Consider the following 24,630-nt stretch of genomic DNA (forward strand, 5'->3'; position numbering starts at 1 on the left):
TCAGAGTTGACGAATGACCTTGGCAGCGGTCGCCACGTTATGGGCCAGGTGCAGCGGATTAATGGTCCCGACAATAGCACTGGCGACGCCGGTTTGCGCAAACAACAGCATGAAACTGGCATGTATTGGATCCATTCCGGGCTCCAGGCAAACGTGGCCGCTGGCCAGCGCCTTTTTGACCAGGATGCCCTTGCCATGGGCCGCTGCATAATCAATGACGGCTTTCTCCGCCTGTTCGTTCAAATTGTAGGTAACCATCGCGCAATCACCTTGTTCCAGAGCCTTCACGCCGCCTTCGACGGTTTTGCCGGAGAAGCCGAAACCGCGAATCTTGCCCTCTTTTTTCAGCTCTGCGAGGGTCTGGTAGACCTCGCACTCGTTGAGGATGTGCAGGTCGTTACCATCGGAATGCACCAGCACCAGGTCGATAAAATCCGTTTCAAGTCGTTTCAAGCTGCGCTCAATGGACAGCCGAGTGTGGGCGGCACTGAAATCGTGCTGGGAGACACCATTTTCGAACTCTTCGCCTACCTTGCTGACGATCACCCAATCCTTACGGTGGTCGCGTAACAGCGGCCCCAGGCGTTCTTCGCTGCGCCCATAAGCCGGCGCGGTGTCGATCAGGTTGATGCCAAGCTGACGAGCTTGGCGCAGTAGCATTCGCGCTTCGTCGTCATCCGGAATCTGGAAACCGTTGGGGTATTTAACACCCTGGTCGCGGCCCAGCTTGACGGTGCCCAGGCCCAGCGGCGATACCAGAATGCCGGTGCTGCCCAAAGGGCGATGCAGGTCGTGCAAAGTTGGCAGGCTCATGGCAACAGTTGCTCCCAAGCTGGAACGCCGAGGGCGGGTTTTGGCAGGTCCGGCAGCGGTTCAGCTGCGCTTGGGCGGATGCCGGCACGTTCGAGGCTGTTAATTACGCGATCGGCGAAGTCAGGCGCCAAGGCCAGTTTGGTCGGCCAGCCCACCAGCAGGCGACCTTCGTCGGCGACAAAGGCGTTGTCGGGACGGCTGAGGCCTGATTGCAGCGGTTCGGCGCGGTCGACGCGCAGAGTGGCCCAGCGGGTTTGGCTCATGTCGATCCAGGGCAGCAATTGCGCGAGTTCTTTCTGGGCGGTGGCGATTTGTTCCTCGGGCGTACGTGCAACGCCGTCGGCCTCGGCAATATCACCGCCCATGTACCACACCCAGTTGCCATCGGCAGCCGGGTGGGTGGTCACGGTGATACGTGGCTTGGTGCCGCCGCCCAGACAGTGAGCGTACAGCGGCTTCAGGCCTGGGCCTTTGGCGATGATCATATGCAGTGGACGTTTTTGCATGGCCGGATTGTTCAGGCCAAGGGTGCTCAGCAGTTCAGCGGTGCCGCCGCCAGCGCTCAAGACAATGCGCTGGGCGCGGATTTCACGGCCATCCACCTTCAAGCCCACCAGCGTGTTGGCGTCCAGCAGCGGTTCGATATGTTGACCTGCAAGCAAGCCGTCACCGGCAAGCTGCGCGAGGCGTTCGATCAGGCTTGGTACATCAACCACCAACTCGGCCAGGCGATACACCTTGCCCTTGAAGCGGCGGTCTTGCAGTGCCGGTGGCAGGTCGTCGCCCTTGACCTGATCGACACGGCCACGCACGGCCTTGCTGGCAAAAAAACTGGTGAGGTTGCCGGCGAGGGTGCCGGGGGACCACAGGTAATGGGCTTCGGACAGCAAACGCACGCCCGAAAGGTCCAGTTCGCCGTTGCCCGCCAAGGCTTCACGCCAGCGGCGCGGCATGTCGGCAATCGCTTCGGAGGCGCCGGTAAGGGCGCCATGCAGGGCGTATTTCGCACCGCCGTGAATAATCCCCTGGGACTTCACGCTTTGCCCGCCACCCAAGGTGGCGCTCTCCACCACCACCGTGGAAAACCCCTGGCGGCGCAGCCGCGCATTCAGCCAGAGGCCGGCAACCCCGGCGCCGACAATCAGAACGTCGGTGGAAATAACGGATGGCATGGGCGACCTCAGTGTTCAAGACAAGAGGCGCAGTATACAGGCTGTTGAGTAGCGGTCAGTGCCCGGCGGTTTTCGAGAACAACTGGATGACCACCACGCCCAGCACAATCAGCCCCATCCCCAGCATCGCCGGGACATCCAGCTTCTGCCCATAGATAAACAGCGCCGCGATACTGACCATCACGATACCCATCCCGGCCCACACGGCGTAGGCCACACCCACCGGCACCGTGCGCACCACCAGCGTCAGCATCCAGAAGGCCACGCCGTAGCCGACGACTACCAGCAACAACGGGATCGGCGTGCTCCAACCCTTGATGGCTTTCATCGAGACGGTAGCGATCACTTCCGAGCAAATGGCGATAGCCAGGTAGTAGTAAGCAGGGTTCATGGCGTCAATCCTCGGTGTACAGCGCACTTGATAAGGTCGGCATTTTAGGGCTTTACCAGATGGGGTAAAGTCATTACCTATCCGATTTGAAGATGGGTTGGCCATGCAGTGGAATCTTGAACAGATGCGTCTATTTGTCGACGTCGCCGAGCAGCGTTCGTTTTCAGCGGTGGCGCGTGGGCAGCGCAAGGCGCAATCGGCGGTAAGCAATGGGATTGCATTGCTGGAAGCGGACTTGGGTGTGAGCCTGTTTGAGCGTAGCAGCGGGCGCCAGCCGCGCCTGACTGAAGCCGGTAGCGTGTTGCTGGAGGAAGCGCGCGAAGTGTTGCGCCAATGTGAGCGGCTCAATGGCCGCGCGCTGTCATTGACCCGTGGTGAAGAAGCTTGCCTGCGATTGGCTCAGGACGAGGCGATGTTGTTCCAGCCGGTGCTCGATAGCCTTGAGGCGCTGGCGGTGCAATACCCGTTGCTGGAAGTGCAACTGTCCAGTGCCGCCCAAGGCGATGTGGCGCGCAAATTGGTGGAGCGCAAGGCAGACCTGGGCCTGTTGTTCTATCACGACCAGATTCCCGAGGCCCTAGAGCGGCGCGTGGTGGGCAGTGTGGAAATGGTCACCGTCTGCGGCGTGAACCATCCGCTGGCCAAGAACGGGTACGTGACGTGCCAGCGCTTGGCCCAGTACCGGCAGCTGTTGATGTCGACTCAGACCAGTGTCTACCCCGGCAGCGAAGCAGCCAGTCCGCTGGTGTGGCGCGCCGACAGTTTCTACGTATTGGCCGAGTGGCTGATGAGTGGGCTGGGCTGGGCCTGGTTGCCGCGGCATATCGTGCAATACCCGACCTATCAGCAACAAATGGTGGAGCTGGACAGCGAATGGACGCCGCCGGCCCTGGTCGTGGAGCTGGTATGGCGTCGCGACGAGCACCTTGGGCCTGCTGCGCGTTTCCTTGCCGAACGTTTTGCCGAGTGCCTGCGGGCGATTGATTGAAAAAGTGGATAAACTCCGCCGCCATGAATAGAACTCTCTACAGCTGTCTGTTTTACCTGGCGCTGCCGTTGGTGGCTTTACGTCTGTGGCTGCGCGCGCGCAAGGCACCGGCCTACGCCAGGCGCGTGGGCGAGCGGTTTTCCTATGGCTTGCCGGTGATGCAGCCTGGCGGAATCTGGGTGCATGCCGTGTCAGTGGGCGAAAGCATTGCCGCTGCGCCGATGATCCGTGGGCTGCTGGAGCGTTATCCACAGCTGCCGATCACCGTCACTTGCATGACGCCCACCGGTTCCGAGCGGATCCAGGCGTTGTTCGCCAACGAGCCGCGTATCCAGCACTGCTATTTGCCCTATGACTTGCCGTGCGCCGCCAAGCGTTTTCTCGATCGCGTGCAGCCCAAGCTCGCGGTGATCATGGAAACCGAACTCTGGCCCAACCATATCCACGCCTGCGCCCAGCGCCGAATTCCGGTGGCGCTGGCCAATGCGCGGCTGTCGGCGCGCTCTGCCAAGGGCTATGGGCGTTTCGCCAAGCTGACGGCGCCGATGCTGGCTGAAATGAGCTTGTTTGCTGTGCAGACGCACACCGAGGCCCAACGTTTCTTGAGCCTGGGCGCGCGGCCGGAGACTGTGGAAGTGACCGGCTCTATCAAGTTCGACCTGACCATCGACCCACAGCTACTTGAGCGTGCCGCCGCCTTGCGCGAGCAATGGGGCGCCAGCGAGCGTCCCGTGTGGATCGCCGCCAGTACTCACGAAGGTGAAGATGAAGTGGTGTTGACCGCTCATCGTCAGTTGCTCAGCCACTATCCCAACGCGTTACTGATTCTGGTCCCGCGTCATCAGGAACGCTTCGGCCCGATGTTCGAGCTGTGCAAGCAGCAAGGATTTACCACGGTGCGCCGTTCTACAGGCGAGCCCGTAAGCGCACAAACCTCAGTGCTGCTCGGCGATACCATGGGCGAGTTGCTGTTTCTCTACGCCCTCGCCGACAGCGCCTTCGTCGGCGGCAGCCTGGTGGCGACCGGTGGGCACAATCCTCTGGAGCCGGCGGCACTGGCCAAGCCGGTGATCATGGGGCCCCATGTGTTCAACTTCCTCGAAATCACCGCGATGATGCGCGAAGCGGGTGCGTTGCGTGAGGTGGATGACGCTGAAGGATTGGCCGAAGCCGTGCGACAGCTGTTCGAACTGCCGCAGGATGCGCGCAAAATGGCGCAGGCGGGGCTCAAAGTGATGCAGGCTAATCAGGGCGCGCTGAAGCGGTTGCTGGATGGTTTGGGCCGATTGATCGCTCGCTGACTCCGCGCCGATCCAAAGGTGGGAGGGCGCTTGCTTCTGATAGCAGAGTGTCAGTCAAAACGACTGACCTGAAAGATTGCTATCGGGAGCAAGCCCCCTCCCACAGTTGTTTTGTAGTGTGCTCAGTATCCCGGGCGGGCCTTGAGTTGTTCGGCAGCGGCCTTGGCGAGGTCTGGCGGCAGGAAGTCCTTGTCCGGGTTGTAGTCCGCCTTGAGGTAGCGTGCCAGGTCTTGCAAGTCCCCTGGGTTCAAGGTGCCCGCCGCCTGCTTCAAGCGCAGGTTGTCGAGGATGTAGTCGTAGCGGCTGTTGTTGTAGTTGCGCACCGACGAGTAGAGCTGGCGCTGTGAATCCAGCACGTCGACGATATTGCGCGTACCCACCTGGTAACCGATTTCCGTGGCTTCCACCGCGCTCTGGTTAGAGATGATCGACTGGCGGCGCGCTTGCACCTGCTCCACATCGGTGTTCACCGCGCGGTGCAGGTTGCGCGTATTTTCCACCACCTGGCGGCGCAGGCCCTCGCGCTGCTGCTCGGTCTGGCCCAGACGCGAGTAGGACTCACGCACTTGCGAGCTGGTCAGGCCGCCGCTGTACAGCGGGATACTCAGGCGCAGGCCGATGGTGCGCTGCTCGACGTCGCCGCGATACGGCGTGCCGAAAGCATTCGGGTTGCTGAAACCGAGCGCGTCGTTGTCGCCTTTTTCGTATTGCGCGACTGCGTCCAGAGTCGGCGCATGACCGGCCTTGCGCTGTTTGAGGGTTTCTTCAGCGGCGGTGACGGCGTAGTTGCTGGCCAACAGATTCAGGTTTTGGCGGCCAGCGGTTTCGACCCACGCCTTGGCGTCGTTCGGCAGCGGCGGCAACACCGGCAACGTGTGCACGATGCCTTGGATCGAGTTGTATTGGCGGTTGGTCAGCGTAATCAGCGCTTCAAAGGCGTCTTCCACCTGGCGCTGAGCCAGGATCCGGTTGGCGCGAGCGGTGTCGTAGCTGGCCTGGGATTGCAGCACGTCGGTCTTGTCCGACAAGCCCACATCGAAGCGCTCGTTGGACTGGTCCAGTTGGCGCTTGAATGCATTTTCTTCGGCCTTGGTGGAGGCCAGGTTGTCCTGGGCGCGCAGCACGGCGAAGTAACTTTCGGCGCTCTGCAGAATCAGGTTCTGTTCGGTGGCCGACAGTTGCAATGCGGCCTGCTCGTTGACGGCTTCGGCGGCTTGTAGCTGGAACCAGCGGTCGGCGCGGAACAGTGGCTGGCTCAAGGTCGCGCGCCAGGAATGGGCGTCACGGTTGGCGGTGGCCGAGGGCGTGTCGATCTGGGTGCGCACATTGTTGATATCGGCACCAGCCGACAGATTCGGCAGCAACCCGGCGCGGGCCTGGGGTACCACTTCTTTTTGCGCACCGTATTGGGCCCGGGCGGCGGCCAGGTCGGCGTTGTTATCCACCGCTTCCTGATAGACGCTGACCAGATCGGTTCTGGCAGACAAGGGCGCTTCAGCTGCCCAGACCATTCCGTTGGTCGCACAAGACACGGCAACAGCCAGTGAAAGTTTGCGCAGCATGAGGCGATCCCTAGTGTGAATATTACGGCGATAATTTAGCGCCCAAGGCTACGGCTGGTCATTTCTGGCGTCAAGCCTTGAGGCGGCATCCGAGTGTAGTGGCGCGACCCCGGCACAACAATCCTGTAATTGCGCCATTCATCACGCTGAATGCTCCACTGTTGGCAATTTGCCCACGCCATGGTCTAGACTGGCCGCGTTCTTGTCGGGGTGCCTTGTTGGAAGGCTGAGATCGGTAAATACCGGATCCCGTTGAACCTGATCAGGTTAACGCCTGCGTAGGGAACAAGATTTCTCGTCACCCGGCGAGTCCTCTTGTGCTTCGTCCGGGATGCTGTTCGACAATCGAACAGTCCTCGTGCGCCAAGCACAGCACTGGTTTCAGTGCGTCCATCCGTCACAGGTTCGCTCCGACAAAAATCCACCGCCTGGATAAGTTGGAGCCCGTGATGACTACAAAACTAAAAAACACTGTGCATTTAAGTGAATCGGCCAAGGTCGACTCCGGTTCTGTGCAGCCGTTTACCCGCTCGCAAAAAATCTACGTGCAAGGCACTCGCCCGGACATTCGTGTGCCGATGCGTGAGATCAGCCTGGACGTGACCCCTACCGACTTTGGCGGTGAAATCAACGCACCCGTGGTGGTCTATGACACCTCCGGCCCGTACACCGACCCCAATGTGATCATCGACGTGCGTAAAGGCCTGGGCGATGTGCGCTCGCCGTGGATCGAAGTACGCGGCGACACCGAGCGCCTGTCCGGCCTCAGCTCGCATTTCGGCCAGCAGCGCCTGAGCGATGCCGAACTGACCGCACTGCGCTTTGCCCATGTGAAAAATCCGCGCCGCGCCAAGGCCGGCGCCAACGTCACCCAGATGCACTACGCGCGCAAAGGCATCATCACCGCCGAGATGGAATACGTCGCCATCCGCGAAAACATGAAGCTCGAAGAAGCCCGCGCCAGCGGTCTGTTGGACCAGCAACACGCCGGCCACAGCTTCGGTGCCAGCGTGCCGAAAATCATCACCCCCGAGTTTGTGCGCGAAGAAATCGCCCGTGGCCGCGCAATTATCCCGGCCAACATCAACCACACCGAGTTGGAGCCGATGATCATCGGCCGTAACTTCCTGGTGAAGATCAACGGCAACATCGGCAACAGCGCCTTGGGTTCGTCCATCGAAGAAGAAGTGGCGAAACTCACCTGGGGCATTCGCTGGGGCTCGGACACGGTGATGGACCTGTCCACCGGCAAGCACATCCACGAAACCCGCGAGTGGATCATCCGTAACTCGCCAGTGCCAATCGGTACCGTGCCGATCTACCAGGCCCTGGAAAAAGTCGGCGGCGCCGCCGAAGACCTGACTTGGGAGCTGTTCCGCGACACCTTGATCGAACAGGCCGAGCAGGGCGTCGACTACTTCACCATCCACGCCGGCGTGCTGCTGCGCTACGTGCCGCTGACTGCCAAGCGCGTCACCGGTATCGTGTCCCGTGGCGGTTCGATCATGGCCAAGTGGTGCCTGGCGCACCACAAAGAGAACTTCACCTATACGCATTTCGACGAAATCTGCGAAATCATGAAGGCCTATGACGTCAGCTTCTCCCTCGGCGACGGCCTGCGCCCCGGCTCGATTGCCGACGCCAACGACGCCGCGCAGTTCGGCGAGCTGGAAACCCTGGGTGAACTGACCAAAACCGCCTGGAAGCACGACGTGCAAACCATGATCGAAGGCCCCGGCCACGTACCGATGCAGTTGATCAAAGAGAACATGGACAAGCAGCTGGAGTGCTGCGACGAGGCGCCGTTCTACACCCTCGGGCCACTGACCACCGACATCGCGCCGGGTTACGACCACATCACCTCCGGTATCGGTGCGGCGATGATCGGTTGGTTCGGTTGCGCCATGCTGTGCTACGTCACGCCCAAGGAACACCTGGGCCTGCCGAACAAGGATGACGTGAAGACCGGGATCATCACCTACAAGATTGCCGCCCATGCCGCCGACCTTGCCAAAGGCCACCCGGGCGCGCAGATCCGCGATAACGCCTTGAGCAAGGCGCGCTTCGAGTTCCGCTGGGAAGACCAGTTCAACCTCGGCCTGGACCCAGATACCGCGCGCTCCTATCACGATGAAACCCTGCCGAAGGACTCGGCCAAGGTCGCGCATTTCTGCTCGATGTGCGGGCCGAAATTCTGCTCGATGAAAATCACCCAGGAAGTGCGTGAATACGCGGCCAACCAGCGCATTGAAGCGGTGGATGTGGACGTGGCCAAGGGCTTGGCGGAGCAGGCGGAGCGGTTCAAGCAGGAAGGCAGCCAGCTTTATAAGAAGGTCTGATCCGAGGTTGCAGGTGCTTTTAAGGGCCTCATCGGGGGCAGGCCTCCTCCCACACTTGAACGTGTTCGCCATTCAAAATGTGGGAGGGGGCTTGCCCCCGATAGCAATCTTTCAAACAACACATGCCCCTCAGAGATAACACCCTTGAACATTCAACCGAGCACCTACTCACCGGACATCGCAGTCCCCCAAGACAAACGTGTCTTCGGCGCCCGCGACCTGTTCTCCCTATGGTTCTCCCTCGGCATTGGCCTGATGGTCCTGCAAACCGGCGCTTTGCTTGCGCCGGGGCTGGGCCTGTCGGGTTCATTGCTAGCAATCTTCCTCGGCACTCTGGTCGGCGTGTTGTTGCTGGCCGCCGTCGGCGTGATCGGCAGCGACACCGGCCTGTCCGCCATGGCGGCGCTCAAGCTCAGCCTCGGTGCCAAAGGCGCGAGCCTGCCCGCGTTGCTCAACTTGCTGCAGTTGATCGGCTGGGGTTCATTCGAAATCATTGTGATGCGCGATGCGGCCAGCCTGTTGGGTACGCGAGCATTCAGCGAGGGTAGCCTGCTGGCCAGCCCGTTGCTGTGGACGCTGTTTTTCGGCGGCTTGGCGACGCTGCTGGCAGTCAGCGGTCCATTGACCTTTGTGCGTCAGATCCTGCGCAAATGGGGCATCTGGCTGCTGCTCGCCGCCTGTCTGTGGCTCACCTGGAACTTGTTCGCCAAGGCTGATTTGGCCGCGCTATGGGCTCAGGTCGGTGATGGTTCGATGCCGTTCGCCGTGGGCTTCGATATTGCCATCGCCATGCCGCTGTCCTGGTTACCGCTGATTGCCGATTACTCCCGTTTCGGTAAGCGCGCTAAAAGCGTGTTCGGCGGCACCGCGGTGGGCTTCTTTATCGGTAATTTCTGGCTGATGAGCCTGGGCGTGGCCTACACCCTGGCATTTGCGCCGAGCGGTGAAGTGAACGCGCTGCTCCTGGCTTTGGCTGGCGCCGGCCTGGGGATTCCGCTGCTGCTGATCCTGTTGGACGAGTCGGAAAATGCTTTTGCCGATATTCACTCGGCGGCGGTGTCCAGCGGGGTTCTGTTGCGCTTGAAAGTCGAGCATCTGGCGTTGGCCATCGGTGTCATCTGCACCTTGATCGCCTGTTTCGCGCCGTTGGCCCAGTACCAGAACTTCCTGCTATTGATCGGCTCAGTGTTTGCGCCGTTGTTCGGCGTGGTGCTGGTGGATCATTTCATCCTGCGCCGTCGTGGTCAGGGTGTGGTTGCCGGCCTGCGTTGGCCGGCGCTGTTGGCCTGGTTAGGTGGCATTGCCACTTACCATCTGTTGGCCAATCTGTACCCGGATGTCGGCGCAACCCTGCCGGCGCTGGTGCTGGCAGGGCTGCTGCAGTTCATCCTGGGTCGGGCCTTCAGCGGCGTGCGGGTACCAGCTCAGGCTTGAGAATGCCGTCCAGCCGCGAGTAGGGAATCTGCAACTCGACATGGCCCAAGGCATACGGCGCGATGGTGGTGGTGGGGTACTTGAGGACCACGCCACCATAGGTCAGCGCAACGTTCGGGGTTTTCTGGAAGGGGTAGGTTTTCACAAACTCCGGCTCCAGGCTCAGGCGGGTGCTGATCAACCAACTGTTGTGTGCCACTTGGGCGGCTTTCCAGAAGGCGTCCTCTTTACCCGGCAGTAGCATGTCGGTGAGCGAGAGGGCCTTTTGCTGCTGGCGCGAATAGTTGATGAATGCGCGGCCCGGCTCGCCATGGGTGGCGCCCTGGTCCAGATAGCTGGACAGTTCGATGATCACCAAGCCGTCATGCTGCTCCCGTACCTTGGCCTGCAAATACATGCTGTTGCTTGGGGCCGCGGTTTTCAGGAATTGCTCGCGATAGGTCTCAAGGCTGGTCGGCAGCGGGTTGGCGCCGGTCATTTCCAGTAGGCGCTGTTCGATCAGCGCGTCCAGCTTGGGTTCCTTGGCGAAGTGCACGGTGTCGATATTCACCAGCGCGCAATCGGCGCTGGCGCAGCCCGGCCGGGTTTGTTCAGTGGTGTCGCGGGTGGCTTCCAGCGGGGTACGCCAGTTGGGTTGGAACAAGCTTTGGCAGGCGCCGAGGGTCAAGGCGATGCAGGCCACGGAGGCGATTTTTAAAAGCGACATGGGTGTCCTTCGTCTATCGATAAGAGCGAAATTGTGCAGCTTCGACTACCAGCAAGGCAGTCAGTTCGCCACTAAGCTGATTAGAGTGAGTTTGACGCCCGCCGTCTATCCCGGCAACCGGAAAGGGGCTGCATCCGAGGGCGGGAGCGCGTTAGGATGGCGCGAATTGCTCAGGCATAACGAGGAAGGGATATGACGGACACAGCAAAATCGACGCCGAGCACAATCGAAATTGTTCAGCGCGACAATGCCTACAAGGGCTTCTACCAGCTTGATCGCGTGCAACTGCGCCACGAAAAATTCGATGGCGGCATGAGCCGGGTGATCAACCGCGAAGTCTTCGTCCGTCACGACGCGGTGTGTGTCTTGCCGTACGACCCGCAGCGCGATGAAGTGGTGTTGATCGAGCAGTTCCGTGTAGGCGCCATGGGCCGCAGCAACAACCCTTGGCTGGTGGAAATGGTCGCGGGCCTGATCGACAAGGATGAAGAGCCGGAGGAGGTTGCACACCGCGAAGCCGAGGAGGAAGCTGGGCTGACGTTCTCCGCGCTGTGGCCGATTACCAAGTATTTCCCGTCGCCCGGTGGCAGTACCGAGTTTGTGCATTTGTACCTGGGCCGTTGCGAGAGCGCCGGTGCAGGTGGTGTCCATGGATTGGAAGAAGAGGCAGAAGATATCCGCGTCACCGTCTGGGCCTTCGAAGATGCCCTGCAAGCGGTGCGCGACGGCAAGATTTCCAACGCAGCCAGCATTATCGCCCTGCAATGGCTTGCGCTTAATCGCGCGGAAGTGAGGGGGTTATGGCAGTAAAGGCACGGGAACGTTATCGAGTCGACCTGATCGGGCTGCAAGCCGCCTGCGAAGCCAACTATGCGCGGCTGATGCGCCTGTTGCCCGATATGCGCCACGCCCCCGAGGCACGGCGCATCGGCGTAACCCATGGCGACCAAATGCTCGGCGTACTGGCCCTGGAAGTTATCGTCAACTGTCCGTACACCACCACCCTGCGCGTTCGTCAGGAGCACAGCCTGCCTTGGCTGCCGGTGCCGCAACTGGAAGTGCAGGTTTACCACGACGCCCGCATGGCCGAAGTGATCAGCGCCGAACATGCACGACGCTTCCGCAGCATCTATCCTTACCCAAATGTGTTCATGCACCAGCCCGATGAGAAAGCACAGCTCAATGTGTTCCTCGGCGAGTGGTTGAGCCATTGCCTGGCTCTGGGTCATGAGTTTGAGGTCGTGCGGTAGATGTGAACTGCGTCTGCTTCCTTGGGTTTCCTCTTTGCGTTCTGCCCCAGCATAATCGCCCCAATTGTCTATTCCTGTGATTGCCTTGGGAGAGCGCCTTGCCGAGCGTATCCACCGTGAACCCCGATGCGCCGGCGTTGCTGGTGCAACTGTCCGACAGCCACCTGTTTGCCGAGGCCGACGGCACGCTGCTGGGTATGAATACCCGTGAGAGCCTGCGGCGTGTAATTGAGTTGGTGTGCCAGCAACAGCCGCAAATCGACCTGATAGTGGCTACCGGGGACTTGTCCCAGGACGGCACGCTGGAGTCGTACCAGCAATTTCGCGACATGACCGCATCCATCGGCGCCCCTGCCCGCTGGATTCCCGGTAACCACGACGAGCCGCAAATCATGGCGCACGCCGCTGCGCACAGCGACCTGCTTGAACCGGTGGTGGATGTGGGCAACTGGCGCATCACACTGCTGGACTCTGCCGTACCGGGCTCGGTGCCAGGCTACCTTCAGGACTCGCAACTGCAATTGCTGGCCCAAGCCCTGAGTGAAGCCCCCGGCCGTCATCATCTGGTGTGCTTTCACCATCACCCAGTGTCTTTCGGCTGTGCGTGGATGGACCCCATCGGCCTGCGCAATCCCGAAGCGTTGTTTGCCGTGCTGGACCGCTTTCCCCAAGTCAGGGCAGTGCTCTGGGGGCATGTGCACCAGGAAATCGACCGCGAACGTAATGGCGTGCGCTTGCTAGCGTCGCCGTCTACGTGCATCCAGTTCGCGCCGGGCAGCGAGGACTTCAAGGTCAGTGAGCAGGCGCCGGGGTATCGTTGGTTGCGTTTGCATGCCGACGGGCGGCTGGATACCGGGGTAGAGCGCTTGGTCGGGTTCGCGTTTACGGTGGATTACGGTAGCAACGGCTACTGAGATTTACCTGTAAACTGCGCGCTTTTGGCGCAAGCACGGAGAGCCCGGTATGTCTGCTTCGATCCTGTATATCCACGGTTTCAACAGTGCGCCGGCGTCCAACAAGGCCAGCCAGCTCATCACCGTGATGAACAGCCTCGGCCTGGCCGACCAACTGCGCGTGCCGGCGCTGCATCACCACCCCCGTCAGGCAATTCCTCAGTTGGAGCAAGCCATTGCCCAACTAGGGCGGCCACTGCTGGTCGGCAGCTCACTCGGCGGCTACTATGCAACCCATCTTGCCGAGCGCCATGGCCTCAAGGCGCTGCTGGTCAACCCGGCGGTGAGCCCCCATCGGATGTTCGACGGCTACCTGGGCACCCAGAAGAACCTCTACACCGATGAAACCTGGGAACTGACCCACGACCACGTCACGGCACTCGCCGAGTTGGAAGTGCCGGCACCCCAGGATGCTGCGCGTTATCAGGTGTGGTTGCAGACCGGGGATGAAACCCTGGATTATCGCCTCGCCCAACAGTATTACCGGGCCTGCGCCTTGCGCATCCAGGCCGGTGGCGACCATGGTTACCAGGGGTTCGCCCAGCAACTGCCGGCGCTGTTGAGCTTTGCCGGCATTGGTGCAGATCAGTATCAATCCTTCGATTTTTCGGCACTGTAATTGCCTTGAAAACCGCAGGTTACTTTTTAATCGAACGACTCACGACGAGACCCCATGGCCACTCCCAGCGCTAGCTCTTATAACGCCGACGCCATCGAAGTCCTCTCGGGCCTCGACCCGGTGCGCAAACGCCCCGGCATGTACACCGACACCAGCCGGCCGAATCACCTTGCCCAGGAAGTCATCGACAACAGCGTTGACGAAGCCTTGGCCGGGCACGCGAAGTCGGTGCACGTCATTCTCCACGCTGACCACTCCCTCGAAGTGTCCGACGATGGTCGCGGCATGCCCGTGGACATTCACCCGGAAGAGGGCGTGTCAGGCGTCGAGCTGATCCTCACCAAGCTGCACGCTGGCGGTAAGTTCTCCAACAAGAACTACCAGTTTTCCGGTGGCTTGCACGGTGTGGGTATTTCCGTGGTCAACGCCCTGTCGACGCTGGTGCGGGTCAAGGTCAAGCGCGACGGCAACGAGTACCAGATGACCTTCGCCGATGGCTACAAAGCCACCGACCTCGAAGTGATCGGCACCGTGGGCAAGCGCAATACCGGTACCAGCGTGTACTTCGCGCCGGACCCTAAATACTTCGATTCGCCGAAATTCTCCATCAGCCGCCTCAAACACGTACTCAAGGCCAAGGCCGTGTTGTGCCCGGGCCTGCTGGTGACCTTTGAAGACAAAGGCACCGGTGAGAAGGTCGAGTGGCATTACGAAGACGGCCTGCGCTCTTATCTGGAAGATTCCGTCAGCGACTTCGAGCGCCTGCCCAACGAGCCGTTTTGCGGCAGTCTGGCCGGCAATAAAGAAGCCGTCGACTGGGCGCTGCTGTGGTTGCCCGAGGGCGGCGACAGCGTGCAGGAAAGCTACGTCAACCTGATCCCTACGGCTCAGGGCGGCACCCACGTCAATGGTTTGCGCCAGGGCCTGCTCGATGCCATGCGCGAATTCTGCGAATACCGCAGCCTGCTGCCGCGCGGCGTGAAGCTGGCGCCGGAAGACGTGTGGGAGCGCATTGCGTTCGTGCTGTCGATGAAAATGCAGGAACCGCAATTCTCCGGCCAGACCAAAGAGCGTCTGTCGTCCCGCGAGGCGGCGGCGTTTGTCTCTGGTGTGGTTAAGGACGCCTTCAGCCTGTGGCTCAACGAGCATCCTGAGCTGGGCTTGGCCTTGGCTGAACTGGCGATCAATAACGCCGGCCGTCGCCTCAAAGCCAGTAAGAAGGTTGAACGCAAGCGCATCACCCAAGGCCCGGCACTGCCAGGCAAACTGGCCGATTGCGCGGGGCAGGACCCGATGCGCTCCGAACTGTTCCTGGTGGAGGGTGACTCCGCCGGCGGTTCCGCCAAACAAGCGCGGGACAAGGAATTCCAGGCGATCCTGCCGTTGCGCGGCAAGATTCTTAACACTTGGGAAGTCGACGGCAGCGAAGTCCTGGCCAGCCAGGAAGTGCACAACATCGCCGTGGCCATTGGTGTCGACCCAGGTTCTGCGGATATCGCCCAACTGCGTTACGGCAAGATCTGCATCCTCGCCGACGCCGACTCCGACGGGCTGCACATCGCCACGTTGCTCTGCGCCCTGTTCGTGCAGCATTTCCGCCCGTTGGTGGATGCCGGTCACGTCTACGTCGCCATGCCACCGCTGTATCGTATCGACCTGGGCAAGGAGATTTTCTATGCCCTGGACGAAGCGGAGCGCGATGGCATCCTCGACCGCCTGGTGGCCGAGAAGAAACGTGGCAAGCCGCAGGTCACGCGATTCAAAGGTCTGGGTGAAATGAACCCGCCACAATTGCGTGAAACCACCATGGACCCCAACACCCGGCGCCTCGTGCAGTTGACCCTGGAAGACTACGCCGCCACCTCGGAAATGATGGACATGCTGCTGGCGAAGAAACGCGCGCCGGACCGCAAGTCCTGGCTGGAATCCAAAGGCAACCTGGCCGAGGTGGTGGGCTGATGCGCACAGGCGTCGCCCTGGCGATCCTGATGATGAGCGGGCTGGCGGCCACCCCGGTGGTTGCTGCGCCCGTGGCAGAGCTCAAACTCGTGTCCGAGCACCCGGTGGATGGCATGCGCGGCGGCAACTTGTCGGGTCTGGCTGTGTGCGGCAAGGAATTGTGGACGGTTTCCGACCGTGACGACGATCAGATCTACCGTCTGGATATCAGCGCGCCGACCTGGCAGGCAGAAACAGTGAAAATCGAAGTCCCGCCCGTGCCAGAGTCCGGTCTGCCTTGGGGGCTGCGTTCGCGCACCACGGCTGCTTCGTTTATTCGCGGTGGCGACCTGGACTTTGAAGGGATCAGCTGCGATGTTGCCGGTAATCGCTACATCGTCAGTGAAGCCCATGCGGCAGTGCTGCAAGTGCCGGCCACCGGCGCACCTGAATGGCTGAAGATTGCCCCAAGCATGGTGCGTGAGGCCCGGGCCAGTGGCATGTTGCTGCACTTCAATGCGCTGTTTGAAGGCTTGGCGGTGAACCCTGAAGGCAATCAAATCTGGCTGGCGGCCGAGCGTGAGCGGCGTGGCTTAATTTCCATCAAGCGTGGGCAAAGCCTGTGGAGTTGTGAGGGCCCTTGCGTGTTGTTAAGTGAGGCCGGCCAGGAGGTACAACCGGCTAAATTCACCGACGCCAAGCCCGTGTCCAAGGATTTCGCTGATCTCTCCCTGTTCAACGGCAAGCTGTTTACGCTGGAGCGCAACGCGTTCCAGATTTGCCGGCGCGATGCGGTCACCGCCAAGGTCGAGCTGTGCTGGTCGTTTGCCGACGAAACCCTGGTGCCCGAGCGGCGTTATGCCCAGCCCTATGGTCTTGCCGAAGCCCTTGTGGTTGATGCTGAAGGCGCGTGGCTGGGTATCGACAACAACTTCGGCCCTCGCGCCGATGGTGAAAAACGCCCGGTGGTCTATCGTTTTGCCGCCCCGGTCGGCGGCTGGAGTGCCCAGCCGTGAATGATCAAACACTTGAATTGACTCAGCGCAGCGGCATTTCCGCTGCGCCTTACCAAACAATGATGAGGCCCGCATGAGTGACATCCTCGCAGACAGCTTAGACGGCGTAGAACGCCGGTCGCTGGCTGACTTCACCGAAAATGCCTACCTCAACTACTCCATGTACGTGATCATGGACCGCGCGTTGCCGCATATCGGCGACGGCCTCAAGCCCGTACAGCGGCGCATTATCTACGCCATGAGTGAGTTGGGCCTGGATGCCGATTCCAAGCACAAGAAATCGGCGCGTACCGTCGGTGACGTGCTGGGTAAGTTCCACCCCCATGGCGACTCGGCGTGCTACGAAGCCATGGTGCTGATGGCCCAACCGTTCAGCTACCGCTACACGCTGGTGGACGGCCAGGGTAACTGGGGTGCGCCGGATGATCCCAAGTCCTTCGCCGCGATGCGTTACACCGAGGCGCGGTTGTCTCGTTACTCGGAAGTGCTGCTCAGCGAACTGGGTCAGGGTACTGCGGATTGGGGCCCGAACTTCGACGGCACACTGGACGAGCCTCTGGTGTTGCCGGCACGTTTGCCGAACATCCTGCTCAATGGCACCACCGGTATCGCGGTCGGCATGGCCACCGACGTACCGCCGCACAACCTGCGGGAAGTCGCCACCGCCTGCGTACGCTTGCTGGATGAGCCAAAGGCGACCGTCGAGCAGCTCTGTGAGCATATCCAGGGCCCGGACTACCCGACCGAAGCGGAAATCATCACGCCGCGCGCCGATCTGCTGAAGATGTACGAAACCGGCAAGGGCTCGGTGCGCATGCGCGCTGTGTACCACATTGAGGACGGCGACATTATCGTCACCGCTCTGCCGCATCAGGTGTCGGGCGCCAAAGTGTTGGAGCAGATTGCTGCGCTGATGCAGGCCAAACCGTCGAAACTGCCCCAGGTCGCCGACCTGCGTGACGAGTCCGACCACGAAAACCCATGCCGTATCGTGATCATCCCGACCAACAGCCGGGTCGATCACGAAGTGCTGATGCAGCACCTGTTCGCCAGTACCGATCTTGAGTCCAGCTACCGGGTCAACATCAACATCATCGGTCTGGACGGTAAGCCGCAGCTGAAAAACCTGCGCAACCTGCTGGTGGAGTGGTTGGAGTTCCGCGTACAAACCGTTCGTCGCCGCCTGCAATTCCGTTTGGACAAGGTCGAGCGCCGCCTGCACCTGTTGGACGGCTTGCTGATTGCCTATCTCAACCTGGATGAAGTGATTCACATCATCCGTACCGCCGAGCACCCGAAAGCCGAATTGATCGCGCGCTTCGAGCTGAGCGAGATCCAGGCTGACTACATCCTCGACACCCGCTTGCGTCAATTGGCGCGACTGGAAGAAATGAAACTGCGCGACGAGCAAGACGCGTTGCTTAAGGAGCAAGCCAAGCTGCAAGCCCTGTTGGGCAGTGAAGCCAAGCTGAAAAAGCTGGTGCGTACCGAGCTGATCAAAGACGCCGAAACCTACGGCGATGACCGTCGTTCGCCAATCGTGCAGCGTGCTGAAGCGAAGGCGCTGACAGAAACCGAACTGCTGCCAAACGAGAAAATTACCGTCGTTCTGTCGGAAAAGGGTTGGGTTCGTTCTGCCAAGGGGCATGATATTGACGCCACTGGCTTGTCGTACAAAGCGGGTGATGGGTTTAAAACCGCCGCGGCCGGGCGTTCTAACCAGTTTGCGGTGTTTATCGACTCGACGGGGCGCAGCTATTCAGTGCCGGCGCACACCTTGCCGTCAGCACGGGGGCAGGGCGAACCGTTGACCGGGCGTCTAACGCCGCCACCAGGGGCGAATTTTGAATGCGTGCTGCTGCCGGACGATGACTCGCTGTACGTCATCGCCTCCGACGCCGGTTACGGGTTTGTGGTCAAGGGTGAAGACCTGCAGGCCAAGAACAAGGCGGGCAAGGCGTTGTTGAGCCTGCCGAATAACGCCAAGGTGATCCTGCCGCGACCGGTAGATGACCGTGAGAGCAATTGGCTGGCGTCGGTGACAACCGAAGGGCGTCTGCTGGTGTTCAAGATCAGCGATCTACCCCAGCTGGGCAAAGGCAAGGGCAACAAGATTATTGGTATTCCAGGGGAGCGGGTGGCCAGTCGCGAAGAGTACGTGACCGACATCGCGGTGATCCCGGAAGGTTCCACCCTGGTGCTCCAGGCCGGCAAGCGCACGTTGTCATTGCGCCCTGACGACCTTGAACACTACAAGGGCGAGCGTGGTCGTCGCGGTAATAAACTGCCTCGCGGCTTCCAGCGTGTGGATGCTTTGCTGGTGGAAACGCCGGTTTAAGGCGTATTAGAGCCCTCGATCTACGATTTAAAGCGTAGATCGACTCTTTGGCGCTGGAGTCATGGCGCATATTCACGGATGATATGGCCTTTCCAGCGCCGGCGTGGCCGAGCGTGTTTAGGTTATTTTTAGTATTACATTGTGGTTCGCCTTGTGGCAGCCACCTGGATGGGATGATGACTGCTCCACGCCTTCCTTTATTTTTGATGCTCGCTGGCCTTTTGGGGTTGGCGGGTTGCAGCACACACCAACCGGTGTCGCTGTACCAGCTGGACAGCGGAAGTCCGGCGCAACCTGCACAAAGTGCCGGTATGGCAGTTCTGCTGGGCCCGGTGGTCGTTGCCGACTACCTGCAACGCGAAACCCTGCTGCAGCGTCAGAATGACGGTAGCCTGCAAGGTTCCACCGATGGTCGTTGGGCGGGTAGCCTGTCTTCGGATATCAACCAGTTGGTATTGCGCCAAGTCGCGGGCCATCTCGATAGCCAGCGCGTGGTGCTGGCACCCGCACCGACGGGTTTCAGCCCGGATGTGCAGGTGCTGCTGACCATTACGCGCCTCGACTCGGGTGTGTCGCAACCGGCAATCCTGGATGCACAGTGGCGCTTGATCGACCGTCGTGGCCAGGTGCGCGATAACCGTATCGTGCACCTGCAGGAAGAACACACCGGTTCCACGGCATCCCAGGTCCAGGCCCAGGGCGTGCTGTTGCAGCACTTGGCACAGCAGTTGTCGGTGGCCCTCAAGCCACTGGCCAACCAGCCGCCGATTGCCGAGGCGCCGCGCAAGCAAGCTCCGGCGGTGCAGGCCAAGCCAGCAGAGCCGCAGAAGCCGAAGATGCCGATGGCTACGCCCATTCGTACGGATATGGAAGTGTTCAGGTTCTGATCTGAAACAGCTTCAACAAAAAAGGCCCGCTGACTTAGCGGGCCTTTTTGTTTGTGGAGATATAAGTCACGGCGCAGATCAAGTGTGGAAGGGGGCTTGTCCCTGGTAGCGTTGGTTCAGTTAATGATGTGCTAACTGATGCTCCGCAGTCGGGGGTAAGCCCCCTCCCAATTAGTTCGGCGGTGTTCTTCAGGGCTTGGAGCGAGTCTCATGCATGCGCGCCAACTGGCGTTCAAGCATCGAGGGATACGGCTCCATCAACCGCTCCACACAGCTTGCGCCTTCAGGGCTGGCAATCGGTCGGATGCGAGCGCGTTGGCGGATCAGCGTGTCTTCACTGATCTTGCGCTCCACCAGCAGCAGGTTGCGGCTGTGTTGCGACAGGGCCAGGGCGTCTTGGGCGATTTCGGTCAGCAGCAGGTCGATCTGGCTCATGCCAAACAGGTCGTCACCTACCGTCAAGCCAAGTTGCAGTTGCAGGGTGATGCCGCTGTCCGCCACTTCGATCTGCAGGGCATGGCCCAGGGCGCGCAGCAGTTCGCCGCAGCAGATGGCGTTGGTCAGGTAGTCTTCGCCGCTGTCTTCGCTGTGGAACAGCATCAGCGTGCTGCCATCGTTCAGGGTGTGCAGTTCGCTCTGGTACAGCGAGGCCGCTTGGTCGAGGCAATCGCGATAGCGTTCCAGCAGTTCCGTCAGGCGTGCGCGGGGCAGGCGGCGCAGTTGGTCCTGGGCACCCAGTTGCACGGCCAATACGGCGCTGTGCTGGGGCTCGGTGTTCCTCGCAGGTACCGGTTTCGGCGCGACGGCCGGGCTGTTGGCCGAGGTGTCGCGCAGGTCGGCGAACGGGTCTTCATCATCCAGCTCGTCTTCTTCAGCCTGGATGACCTTGCGTGTTGCAGGCTTGAGGCCTGCCACCGGGGTGCTTTCGTCGAAGCCAGGATCACGCAGGTCGCGCACTTCAAACTCGGGCTCGTCGTCGTAATCGGTGTCGTCGAACTCAGGTTCCGGCTCCACTTCACGAACCACTGGCTCCGGGGCGAAGCTGGCGTGGAGTTGGCGGGCGAGGTCGCCGATTTCGTCCTGGCGGTCGGTGGCTGGCGTGTGTTCGTCGATATCCCGTAACCAGATGCGCAGTTGCATCAATGGCGTAGAAATGTGCCGACCCAGCCGCAGGCTTAAGGCCAAGGCCAGTGCCAGCAGGATTGCGCTGAGGATGCCCATGCTTTGCAGGCTGATGGTCATCGGCTGCTGGAATTGCTGCATGTCCAGGCTGATGCGCAGTTGGCCGGCCTTCACATCCTGGAACGTGATGTTGCTCTGGTACAGGCCTTCGGCTTCACCCAGCAGGCCGTTTTTCGGGCGTTGCCCGGCTTCGGCCATGATCCGGTTGTCCACGCTGTAGATGGCGGCGTGGGCCACCAGCGGGTTTTTGGTCAGGTTGTTGAGCAGCACGTTGAGGCTGAGGATGTCGTTGGACACCAACAGCTCAGTCGCCGAGGTGGCGGTCTGGGTCGTCAAGCTCTCGCCCAGGGCGTCGGCTTGCTCGTGCATGGCCTGTTTGAACTGCAAACCCATCACGCAGGCGTAGATCACCAGGGCCAAGGCCACCAAGATCACGTTATGGCTGGCGATGCGTAATGCGATCGGTACACGGCGGTGGCGCAGTGCCCGGAAGATCAGCAGGAAGAAGTTATCGGTTTTTACTGGCGTGGGCCGGTTCACTTGCGCTCGGCTCTCGGTCCGTGAAGTTGACGCGCAGTATAGCGACAGGCCTAGGACCGGCAAAGCGCTGGCTGTGCCCGATGGTCACTGAAAGTGGGTAGAATGCGGTTTTTTTCCAGCCTGGGGGTGCGCCTTGCGCGAAATTGTCCTGATTAACATCACCGGTGAAGACCGCCCGGGTCTTACCGCCGCCATTACCGGTGTTCTGGCCCAGGGTGGTGTGAACATTCTCGACATTGGCCAGGCAGTGATCCACGACACCCTGTCGTTCGGCATCCTGGTGGAAATCCCCAGCACCGAACAGGCCTCGTCCGTACTCAAGGACATCCTGTTTACGGCGTATAAGCTGGATCAACAGGTGCGTTTCACCCCTGTTTCCGAAGACGACTACCAGCATTGGGTGGCTGGCCAAGGGAAGAAACGCCATATCGTCACGTTACTGACCCGAAAGGTCACCGCCGAACAACTGCAGCGCGTCAGCTCCATTACCGCGCAGTATGGTTTGAATATCGACCATATCGACCGTCTGTCGGGGCGCATGCCGCTGGACACGCCGGCAGATCAGGGCAAGGGCTGCATCGAGTTCTCCGTTCGCGGCGAGCCGGCCGATCCGCAGGCCCTGCGCGCCGAATTCCTTAGCGTGGCCCAGGAGCTGAATGTCGACATCGCGTTCCAGGAAGATTCGCTGTTCCGTCGTAACCGTCGCCTGGCGGTATTCGACATGGACTCCACGCTGATCGAAGCCGAAGTCATCGACGAACTGGCCAAGGCCGCTGGCGTGGGCGAGCAGGTTTCCGCGATCACCGAGCGCGCCATGGCCGGCGAGCTGGACTTCCGCGCCAGCTTCAAGGAGCGCCTGGCACTGCTCAAAGGCCTGGATGTCAGCGTACTGGACTCCATCGGCGCCTCGCTGCGCCTGACGGAAGGTGCCGAAACCCTGTTCGCTGAACTCAAGCGTCTGGGTTACAAGACTGCGATCCTGTCCGGCGGCTTCACCTACTTTGCCAAGCAATTGCAGGCAAAGCTGGGCATCGACTATGTGTTCGCCAACGAGCTGGAAGTGGTCGATGGCAAGGTGACCGGCGTCGCGGTCGAGCCGATTGTCGACGCGCAGCGCAAGGCGGATCTGCTGAAGGAATTGGCACACAAGGAAGGTTTGCGTCTGGAGCAGACCATTGCGGTCGGTGACGGCGCCAACGACTTGCCGATGCTTGCAATCGCCGGTTTGGGCGTGGCGTTCCGCGCCAAGCCATTGGTCAAACAATCGGCCAAGCAGGCGATTTCGACCTTGGGGTTGGATGGCGTGCTCTATCTGCTGGGCTTTCGCGACCGCGACGGTCAGCTGTAACTGACTAAATGTGGGAGGGGGCTTGCCCCCGATGGCAGTGGTTCAGTCACTGATGTGTTGACTGATTCCCCGCTATCGGGAGCAAGCCCCCTCCCACATTGGGTTCGGTGTCAGGCTTTAGGTAAAGCGATACCCTGGCCCATCTGCACTGGCGAACCCGCCACCAGTTCTTCAGCCCACTTCACCTGATCCGGCCCAAACAGCACAATCGCGGTCGAACCCAACTTGAAGCGACCCAGCTCCGCACCTTTCTCCAGATGAATAGGCGCACGCGCCGCTTCGTCGTAGCGGAAGGTTTTCAGTTCGCGCTTCGGTGGGGTCACCAGGCCAGCCCATACGGTTTCAATCGACGCGACGATCATCGCACCCACCAACACGACGGCCATCGGACCGCGCTCGGTGTCGAAGATGCAGGCGACACGCTCGTTACGCGCAAACAGCTCCGGCACATTTTCGGCGGTGGTCTGGTTCACCGAGAAGATACGGCCTGGGATATAGACCATTTCCCGCAGGGTGCCAGCCAGTGGCATGTGCACACGGTGGTAGTCCTTCGGCGACAGATAAACCGTTGCGAAGTCCCCGCCCATGAACGGTGCCGACAAGGCTGCATCGCCACCCAGCAACTCCAGCACGCTAAAGCTGTGGCCTTTAGCCTGGAACACACGCCCATGCTCAATCGGACCAAGCTGGCTGACCGCGCCATCGGCGGGGCTGAGCACCGCGCCTGGGGTTTGATCCAGCGGGCGCGCGCCATCTTTGAGGGCGCGTGTGAAGAAGGCGTTGAAGTGCTCGTAGGCGGTCACGTCTTCAACCAACGCCTGGGACATGTCTACTTGGTAGCGTTTAGCGAACCAGGTGGTGAAAGCGTTCTTGAACCAACGCACGCGGCACTCGGCAATGCAGCCAGCGAGGCGCGACAGCAAATGGTGCGGCAGCAAGTACTGGCTGAGGATAAACAACTGCTTTTTCATAACTGTCCTTAAACCTTAAATCTCAACGGGGGTGTCGGGGTGGTTGCCCCATTCGCCCCAGGAACCGGCATAACCTTTGACTCGGGGATAACCGAGCGCCTTGGCCACCAGGTAGGTGAAGCCAGAGCGGTGGTGAGTCTGGCAGTGGGTGATGATTTCTTTATCTTTCGTCAGCCCGAGGTCTTCGAGGATCTGCGGCATGTCGCGGCGGATACGCAGGCTGCGTGTCTTGTCCATGCCGGCAGTCCATTCGAAATTTACCGCGCCGGGGATGTGCCCGCCTTTGGCGGCGAGTACCTTCTCGCCGGAATATTCCAGCGGGCCGCGTGCGTCCCAGATACCCAGGTCGGCCGCGCCGAGACGGCTTTGCAGGTATTCGCGGGTGGCCGTGGGGCCGTCATGCAGCGTGAGGCTGACGGGGCCGCCGACGGGGCCGGGCACTTCGGTGGAAACGGGGTATTTCTCCTCCAGCCAGGCCAGCAGGCCGCCGTCGAGGTAGTGGTATTTCTGGTGGCCGATTACGTCGAGCAGCCAGATAAAGCGCCCGGCCCAGCCGCCGCCTTCGTCGTCGTACACCACGTAGGTGGCGTCGGGCGTGTGGCCCAATTCGCCGAAGAGTTTTTCCAGGTCGGCTTTATTGGGCAGCAGGCCGGGAGCCGGCGGCTGGCCCAGTTGGGTGCGCTTGGGGTCAACGAAATGCGCGCCGGGGATATGCCCTTCGGCGTAGCGGGCGGCACTGGTGAGGTCCACCAGAATCAGGTGTTCGGCATCCAGTTGACCGAGCAGGTCGCTGGATTCGATCACCAGCGGCAAGCCAGAGAAGTCAGGCATGTGAGGTCTCCTGGGCACAAATGTTGGCGATAAAGGACGGCGATTGTAGCG

The 24,630-nt window shown here is 60.8% G+C and carries 21 protein-coding genes and 1 riboswitch; of the genes, 13 read left to right on the forward strand and 8 right to left on the reverse strand.

The genetic code is table 11. From position 1 onward, the window contains the following. Genes AOA61_RS14935 through AOA61_RS14945 form a run of 3 tightly spaced genes read right to left on the reverse strand, consistent with a single transcriptional unit; the run spans window position 1 to window position 2,376 of the window. The gene (locus AOA61_RS14935) at window positions 1–813 is read right to left on the reverse strand and encodes an aldo/keto reductase (RefSeq protein ID WP_099602050.1); all 813 of its coding nucleotides are present in this window, start codon (window positions 811–813) and stop codon (window positions 1–3) included. Beyond that, window positions 810–1,985, reverse strand: coding sequence for an FAD-binding oxidoreductase (locus AOA61_RS14940; RefSeq protein WP_099602051.1), 1,176 nt, complete (start codon window positions 1,983–1,985; stop codon window positions 810–812). Before AOA61_RS14940 ends, AOA61_RS14935 begins: the two co-directional genes overlap by 4 nt. A 55-nt stretch (window positions 1,986–2,040) precedes the next feature. After that, on the reverse strand, window positions 2,041–2,376 hold the full coding sequence (locus tag AOA61_RS14945) for a multidrug efflux SMR transporter (RefSeq protein ID WP_032890426.1): 336 nt from the start codon (window positions 2,374–2,376) through the stop codon (window positions 2,041–2,043). Between the two features lie 97 nt (window positions 2,377–2,473). On the opposite strand from AOA61_RS14945, the gene AOA61_RS14950 reads away from it, so the two are divergent. Together AOA61_RS14950 and waaA are read left to right on the forward strand one after the other, a co-directional pair. Then, window positions 2,474–3,364 carry a LysR family transcriptional regulator gene (locus tag AOA61_RS14950; protein WP_095186080.1) on the forward strand — a complete coding sequence of 297 codons (891 nt, stop codon included), beginning with the start codon at window positions 2,474–2,476 and terminating at the stop codon, window positions 3,362–3,364. Between the two features lie 23 nt (window positions 3,365–3,387). Further along, on the forward strand, window positions 3,388–4,665 hold the full coding sequence (gene waaA, locus AOA61_RS14955; protein ID WP_099602052.1) for a lipid IV(A) 3-deoxy-D-manno-octulosonic acid transferase: 1,278 nt from the start codon (window positions 3,388–3,390) through the stop codon (window positions 4,663–4,665). A 122-nt stretch (window positions 4,666–4,787) separates the two neighbouring features. Here the strand turns inward: waaA and AOA61_RS14960 are convergent, their stop codons facing one another. Then, the gene (locus tag AOA61_RS14960) at window positions 4,788–6,227 is read right to left on the reverse strand and encodes a TolC family outer membrane protein (RefSeq protein ID WP_095186078.1); all 1,440 of its coding nucleotides are present in this window, start codon (window positions 6,225–6,227) and stop codon (window positions 4,788–4,790) included. A 196-nt stretch (window positions 6,228–6,423) separates the two neighbouring features. Further along, window positions 6,424–6,529: riboswitch (TPP riboswitch) on the forward strand. A gap of 147 nt (window positions 6,530–6,676) precedes the next feature. Between AOA61_RS14960 and thiC the strand changes: the two genes are divergently transcribed. Both thiC and cytX read left to right on the forward strand, forming a co-directional pair. Continuing rightward, a complete protein-coding gene (gene thiC / locus AOA61_RS14965) occupies window positions 6,677–8,566 on the forward strand; it encodes a phosphomethylpyrimidine synthase ThiC (protein WP_095186077.1) in 1,890 nt (629 codons plus the stop codon). A gap of 144 nt (window positions 8,567–8,710) precedes the next feature. Further along, complete coding sequence (gene cytX / locus AOA61_RS14970) at window positions 8,711–10,000, forward strand: putative hydroxymethylpyrimidine transporter CytX (protein ID WP_095186076.1); 1,290 nt, start codon at window positions 8,711–8,713, stop codon at window positions 9,998–10,000. Here cytX and AOA61_RS14975 read toward each other — a convergent pair. Continuing rightward, window positions 9,969–10,706, reverse strand: coding sequence for an RsiV family protein (locus AOA61_RS14975; RefSeq protein WP_032890438.1), 738 nt, complete (start codon window positions 10,704–10,706; stop codon window positions 9,969–9,971). The two genes, cytX and AOA61_RS14975, sit on opposite strands and share 32 nt — an antisense overlap. 192 nt (window positions 10,707–10,898) lie before the next feature. Here AOA61_RS14975 and AOA61_RS14985 point away from each other — a divergent pair, with 192 nt between their 5' ends. The 8 genes from AOA61_RS14985 to AOA61_RS15020 all read left to right on the forward strand — a co-directional run bounded on the left by AOA61_RS14985 (window position 10,899) and on the right by AOA61_RS15020 (window position 19,707). Then, complete coding sequence (locus AOA61_RS14985) at window positions 10,899–11,516, forward strand: NUDIX domain-containing protein (protein WP_032890443.1); 618 nt, start codon at window positions 10,899–10,901, stop codon at window positions 11,514–11,516. Next, on the forward strand, window positions 11,507–11,956 hold the full coding sequence (locus AOA61_RS14990) for a DUF1249 domain-containing protein (protein ID WP_003171323.1): 450 nt from the start codon (window positions 11,507–11,509) through the stop codon (window positions 11,954–11,956). The genes AOA61_RS14985 and AOA61_RS14990 overlap by 10 nt, the downstream gene beginning before the upstream one ends. Window positions 11,957–12,054: 98 nt before the next feature. Continuing rightward, entirely contained in the window at window positions 12,055–12,870 is an 816-nt protein-coding gene (cpdA, locus tag AOA61_RS14995; RefSeq protein WP_099602053.1) for a 3',5'-cyclic-AMP phosphodiesterase, read from the forward strand. A gap of 49 nt (window positions 12,871–12,919) precedes the next feature. Further along, entirely contained in the window at window positions 12,920–13,528 is a 609-nt protein-coding gene (locus tag AOA61_RS15000) for a YqiA/YcfP family alpha/beta fold hydrolase (RefSeq protein ID WP_032890447.1), read from the forward strand. A 54-nt stretch (window positions 13,529–13,582) separates the two neighbouring features. Continuing rightward, entirely contained in the window at window positions 13,583–15,487 is a 1,905-nt protein-coding gene (parE, locus tag AOA61_RS15005; protein ID WP_032890449.1) for a DNA topoisomerase IV subunit B, read from the forward strand. Further along, on the forward strand, window positions 15,487–16,482 hold the full coding sequence (locus tag AOA61_RS15010; RefSeq protein WP_095186075.1) for an esterase-like activity of phytase family protein: 996 nt from the start codon (window positions 15,487–15,489) through the stop codon (window positions 16,480–16,482). Before parE ends, AOA61_RS15010 begins: the two co-directional genes overlap by 1 nt. A 73-nt stretch (window positions 16,483–16,555) precedes the next feature. After that, window positions 16,556–18,820 carry a DNA topoisomerase IV subunit A gene (gene parC / locus AOA61_RS15015; protein ID WP_032890452.1) on the forward strand — a complete coding sequence of 755 codons (2,265 nt, stop codon included), beginning with the start codon at window positions 16,556–16,558 and terminating at the stop codon, window positions 18,818–18,820. A 176-nt stretch (window positions 18,821–18,996) separates the two neighbouring features. Further along, complete coding sequence (locus tag AOA61_RS15020) at window positions 18,997–19,707, forward strand: membrane integrity-associated transporter subunit PqiC (RefSeq protein ID WP_032890454.1); 711 nt, start codon at window positions 18,997–18,999, stop codon at window positions 19,705–19,707. A gap of 189 nt (window positions 19,708–19,896) precedes the next feature. Here AOA61_RS15020 and AOA61_RS15025 read toward each other — a convergent pair whose 3' ends face one another. Then, complete coding sequence (locus AOA61_RS15025; protein ID WP_032890455.1) at window positions 19,897–21,429, reverse strand: AhpA/YtjB family protein; 1,533 nt, start codon at window positions 21,427–21,429, stop codon at window positions 19,897–19,899. 133 nt (window positions 21,430–21,562) lie between these two features. On the opposite strand from AOA61_RS15025, the gene serB reads away from it, so the two are divergent. After that, a complete protein-coding gene (gene serB, locus AOA61_RS15030) occupies window positions 21,563–22,777 on the forward strand; it encodes a phosphoserine phosphatase SerB (protein WP_032890457.1) in 1,215 nt (404 codons plus the stop codon). Window positions 22,778–22,887: 110 nt separating this feature from the next. Here the strand turns inward: serB and asd are convergent, their stop codons facing one another. Next, window positions 22,888–23,748, reverse strand: coding sequence for an archaetidylserine decarboxylase (asd, locus tag AOA61_RS15035; RefSeq protein ID WP_095186073.1), 861 nt, complete (start codon window positions 23,746–23,748; stop codon window positions 22,888–22,890). Between the two features lie 15 nt (window positions 23,749–23,763). Next, window positions 23,764–24,579 (reverse strand): rhodanese-like domain-containing protein, encoded by an 816-nt coding sequence (locus AOA61_RS15040; protein ID WP_099602054.1) that lies wholly within the window; start codon window positions 24,577–24,579, stop codon window positions 23,764–23,766. Window positions 24,580–24,630: the final 51 nt, after the last annotated feature.

The organism is Pseudomonas sp. 2995-1 (assembly GCF_002742505.1).
GTDB classification, from domain to species: Bacteria; Pseudomonadota; Gammaproteobacteria; order Pseudomonadales; family Pseudomonadaceae; genus Aquipseudomonas; species Aquipseudomonas sivasensis.

Bases quoted from the DNA above. Each gene is read 5' to 3' on its own strand.
- AOA61_RS15020 (WP_032890454.1), top strand. From the start codon at position 18,997: ATGACTGCTCCACGCCTTCCTTTATTTTTGATGCTCGCTGGCCTTTTG.
- asd (WP_095186073.1), bottom strand. From the start codon at position 23,748: ATGAAAAAGCAGTTGTTTATCCTCAGCCAGTACTTGCTGCCGCACCAT.
- AOA61_RS14985 (WP_032890443.1), top strand. From the start codon at position 10,899: ATGACGGACACAGCAAAATCGACGCCGAGCACAATCGAAATTGTTCAG.
- waaA (WP_099602052.1), top strand. From the start codon at position 3,388: ATGAATAGAACTCTCTACAGCTGTCTGTTTTACCTGGCGCTGCCGTTG.
- thiC (WP_095186077.1), top strand. From the start codon at position 6,677: ATGACTACAAAACTAAAAAACACTGTGCATTTAAGTGAATCGGCCAAG.
- parE (WP_032890449.1), top strand. From the start codon at position 13,583: ATGGCCACTCCCAGCGCTAGCTCTTATAACGCCGACGCCATCGAAGTC.
- AOA61_RS15040 (WP_099602054.1), bottom strand. From the start codon at position 24,579: ATGCCTGACTTCTCTGGCTTGCCGCTGGTGATCGAATCCAGCGACCTG.
- AOA61_RS14960 (WP_095186078.1), bottom strand. From the start codon at position 6,227: ATGCTGCGCAAACTTTCACTGGCTGTTGCCGTGTCTTGTGCGACCAAC.
- AOA61_RS14975 (WP_032890438.1), bottom strand. From the start codon at position 10,706: ATGTCGCTTTTAAAAATCGCCTCCGTGGCCTGCATCGCCTTGACCCTC.
- AOA61_RS15000 (WP_032890447.1), top strand. From the start codon at position 12,920: ATGTCTGCTTCGATCCTGTATATCCACGGTTTCAACAGTGCGCCGGCG.
- AOA61_RS14990 (WP_003171323.1), top strand. From the start codon at position 11,507: ATGGCAGTAAAGGCACGGGAACGTTATCGAGTCGACCTGATCGGGCTG.
- parC (WP_032890452.1), top strand. From the start codon at position 16,556: ATGAGTGACATCCTCGCAGACAGCTTAGACGGCGTAGAACGCCGGTCG.
- AOA61_RS14935 (WP_099602050.1), bottom strand. From the start codon at position 813: ATGAGCCTGCCAACTTTGCACGACCTGCATCGCCCTTTGGGCAGCACC.
- AOA61_RS15010 (WP_095186075.1), top strand. From the start codon at position 15,487: ATGCGCACAGGCGTCGCCCTGGCGATCCTGATGATGAGCGGGCTGGCG.
- AOA61_RS14940 (WP_099602051.1), bottom strand. From the start codon at position 1,985: ATGCCATCCGTTATTTCCACCGACGTTCTGATTGTCGGCGCCGGGGTT.
- AOA61_RS14945 (WP_032890426.1), bottom strand. From the start codon at position 2,376: ATGAACCCTGCTTACTACTACCTGGCTATCGCCATTTGCTCGGAAGTG.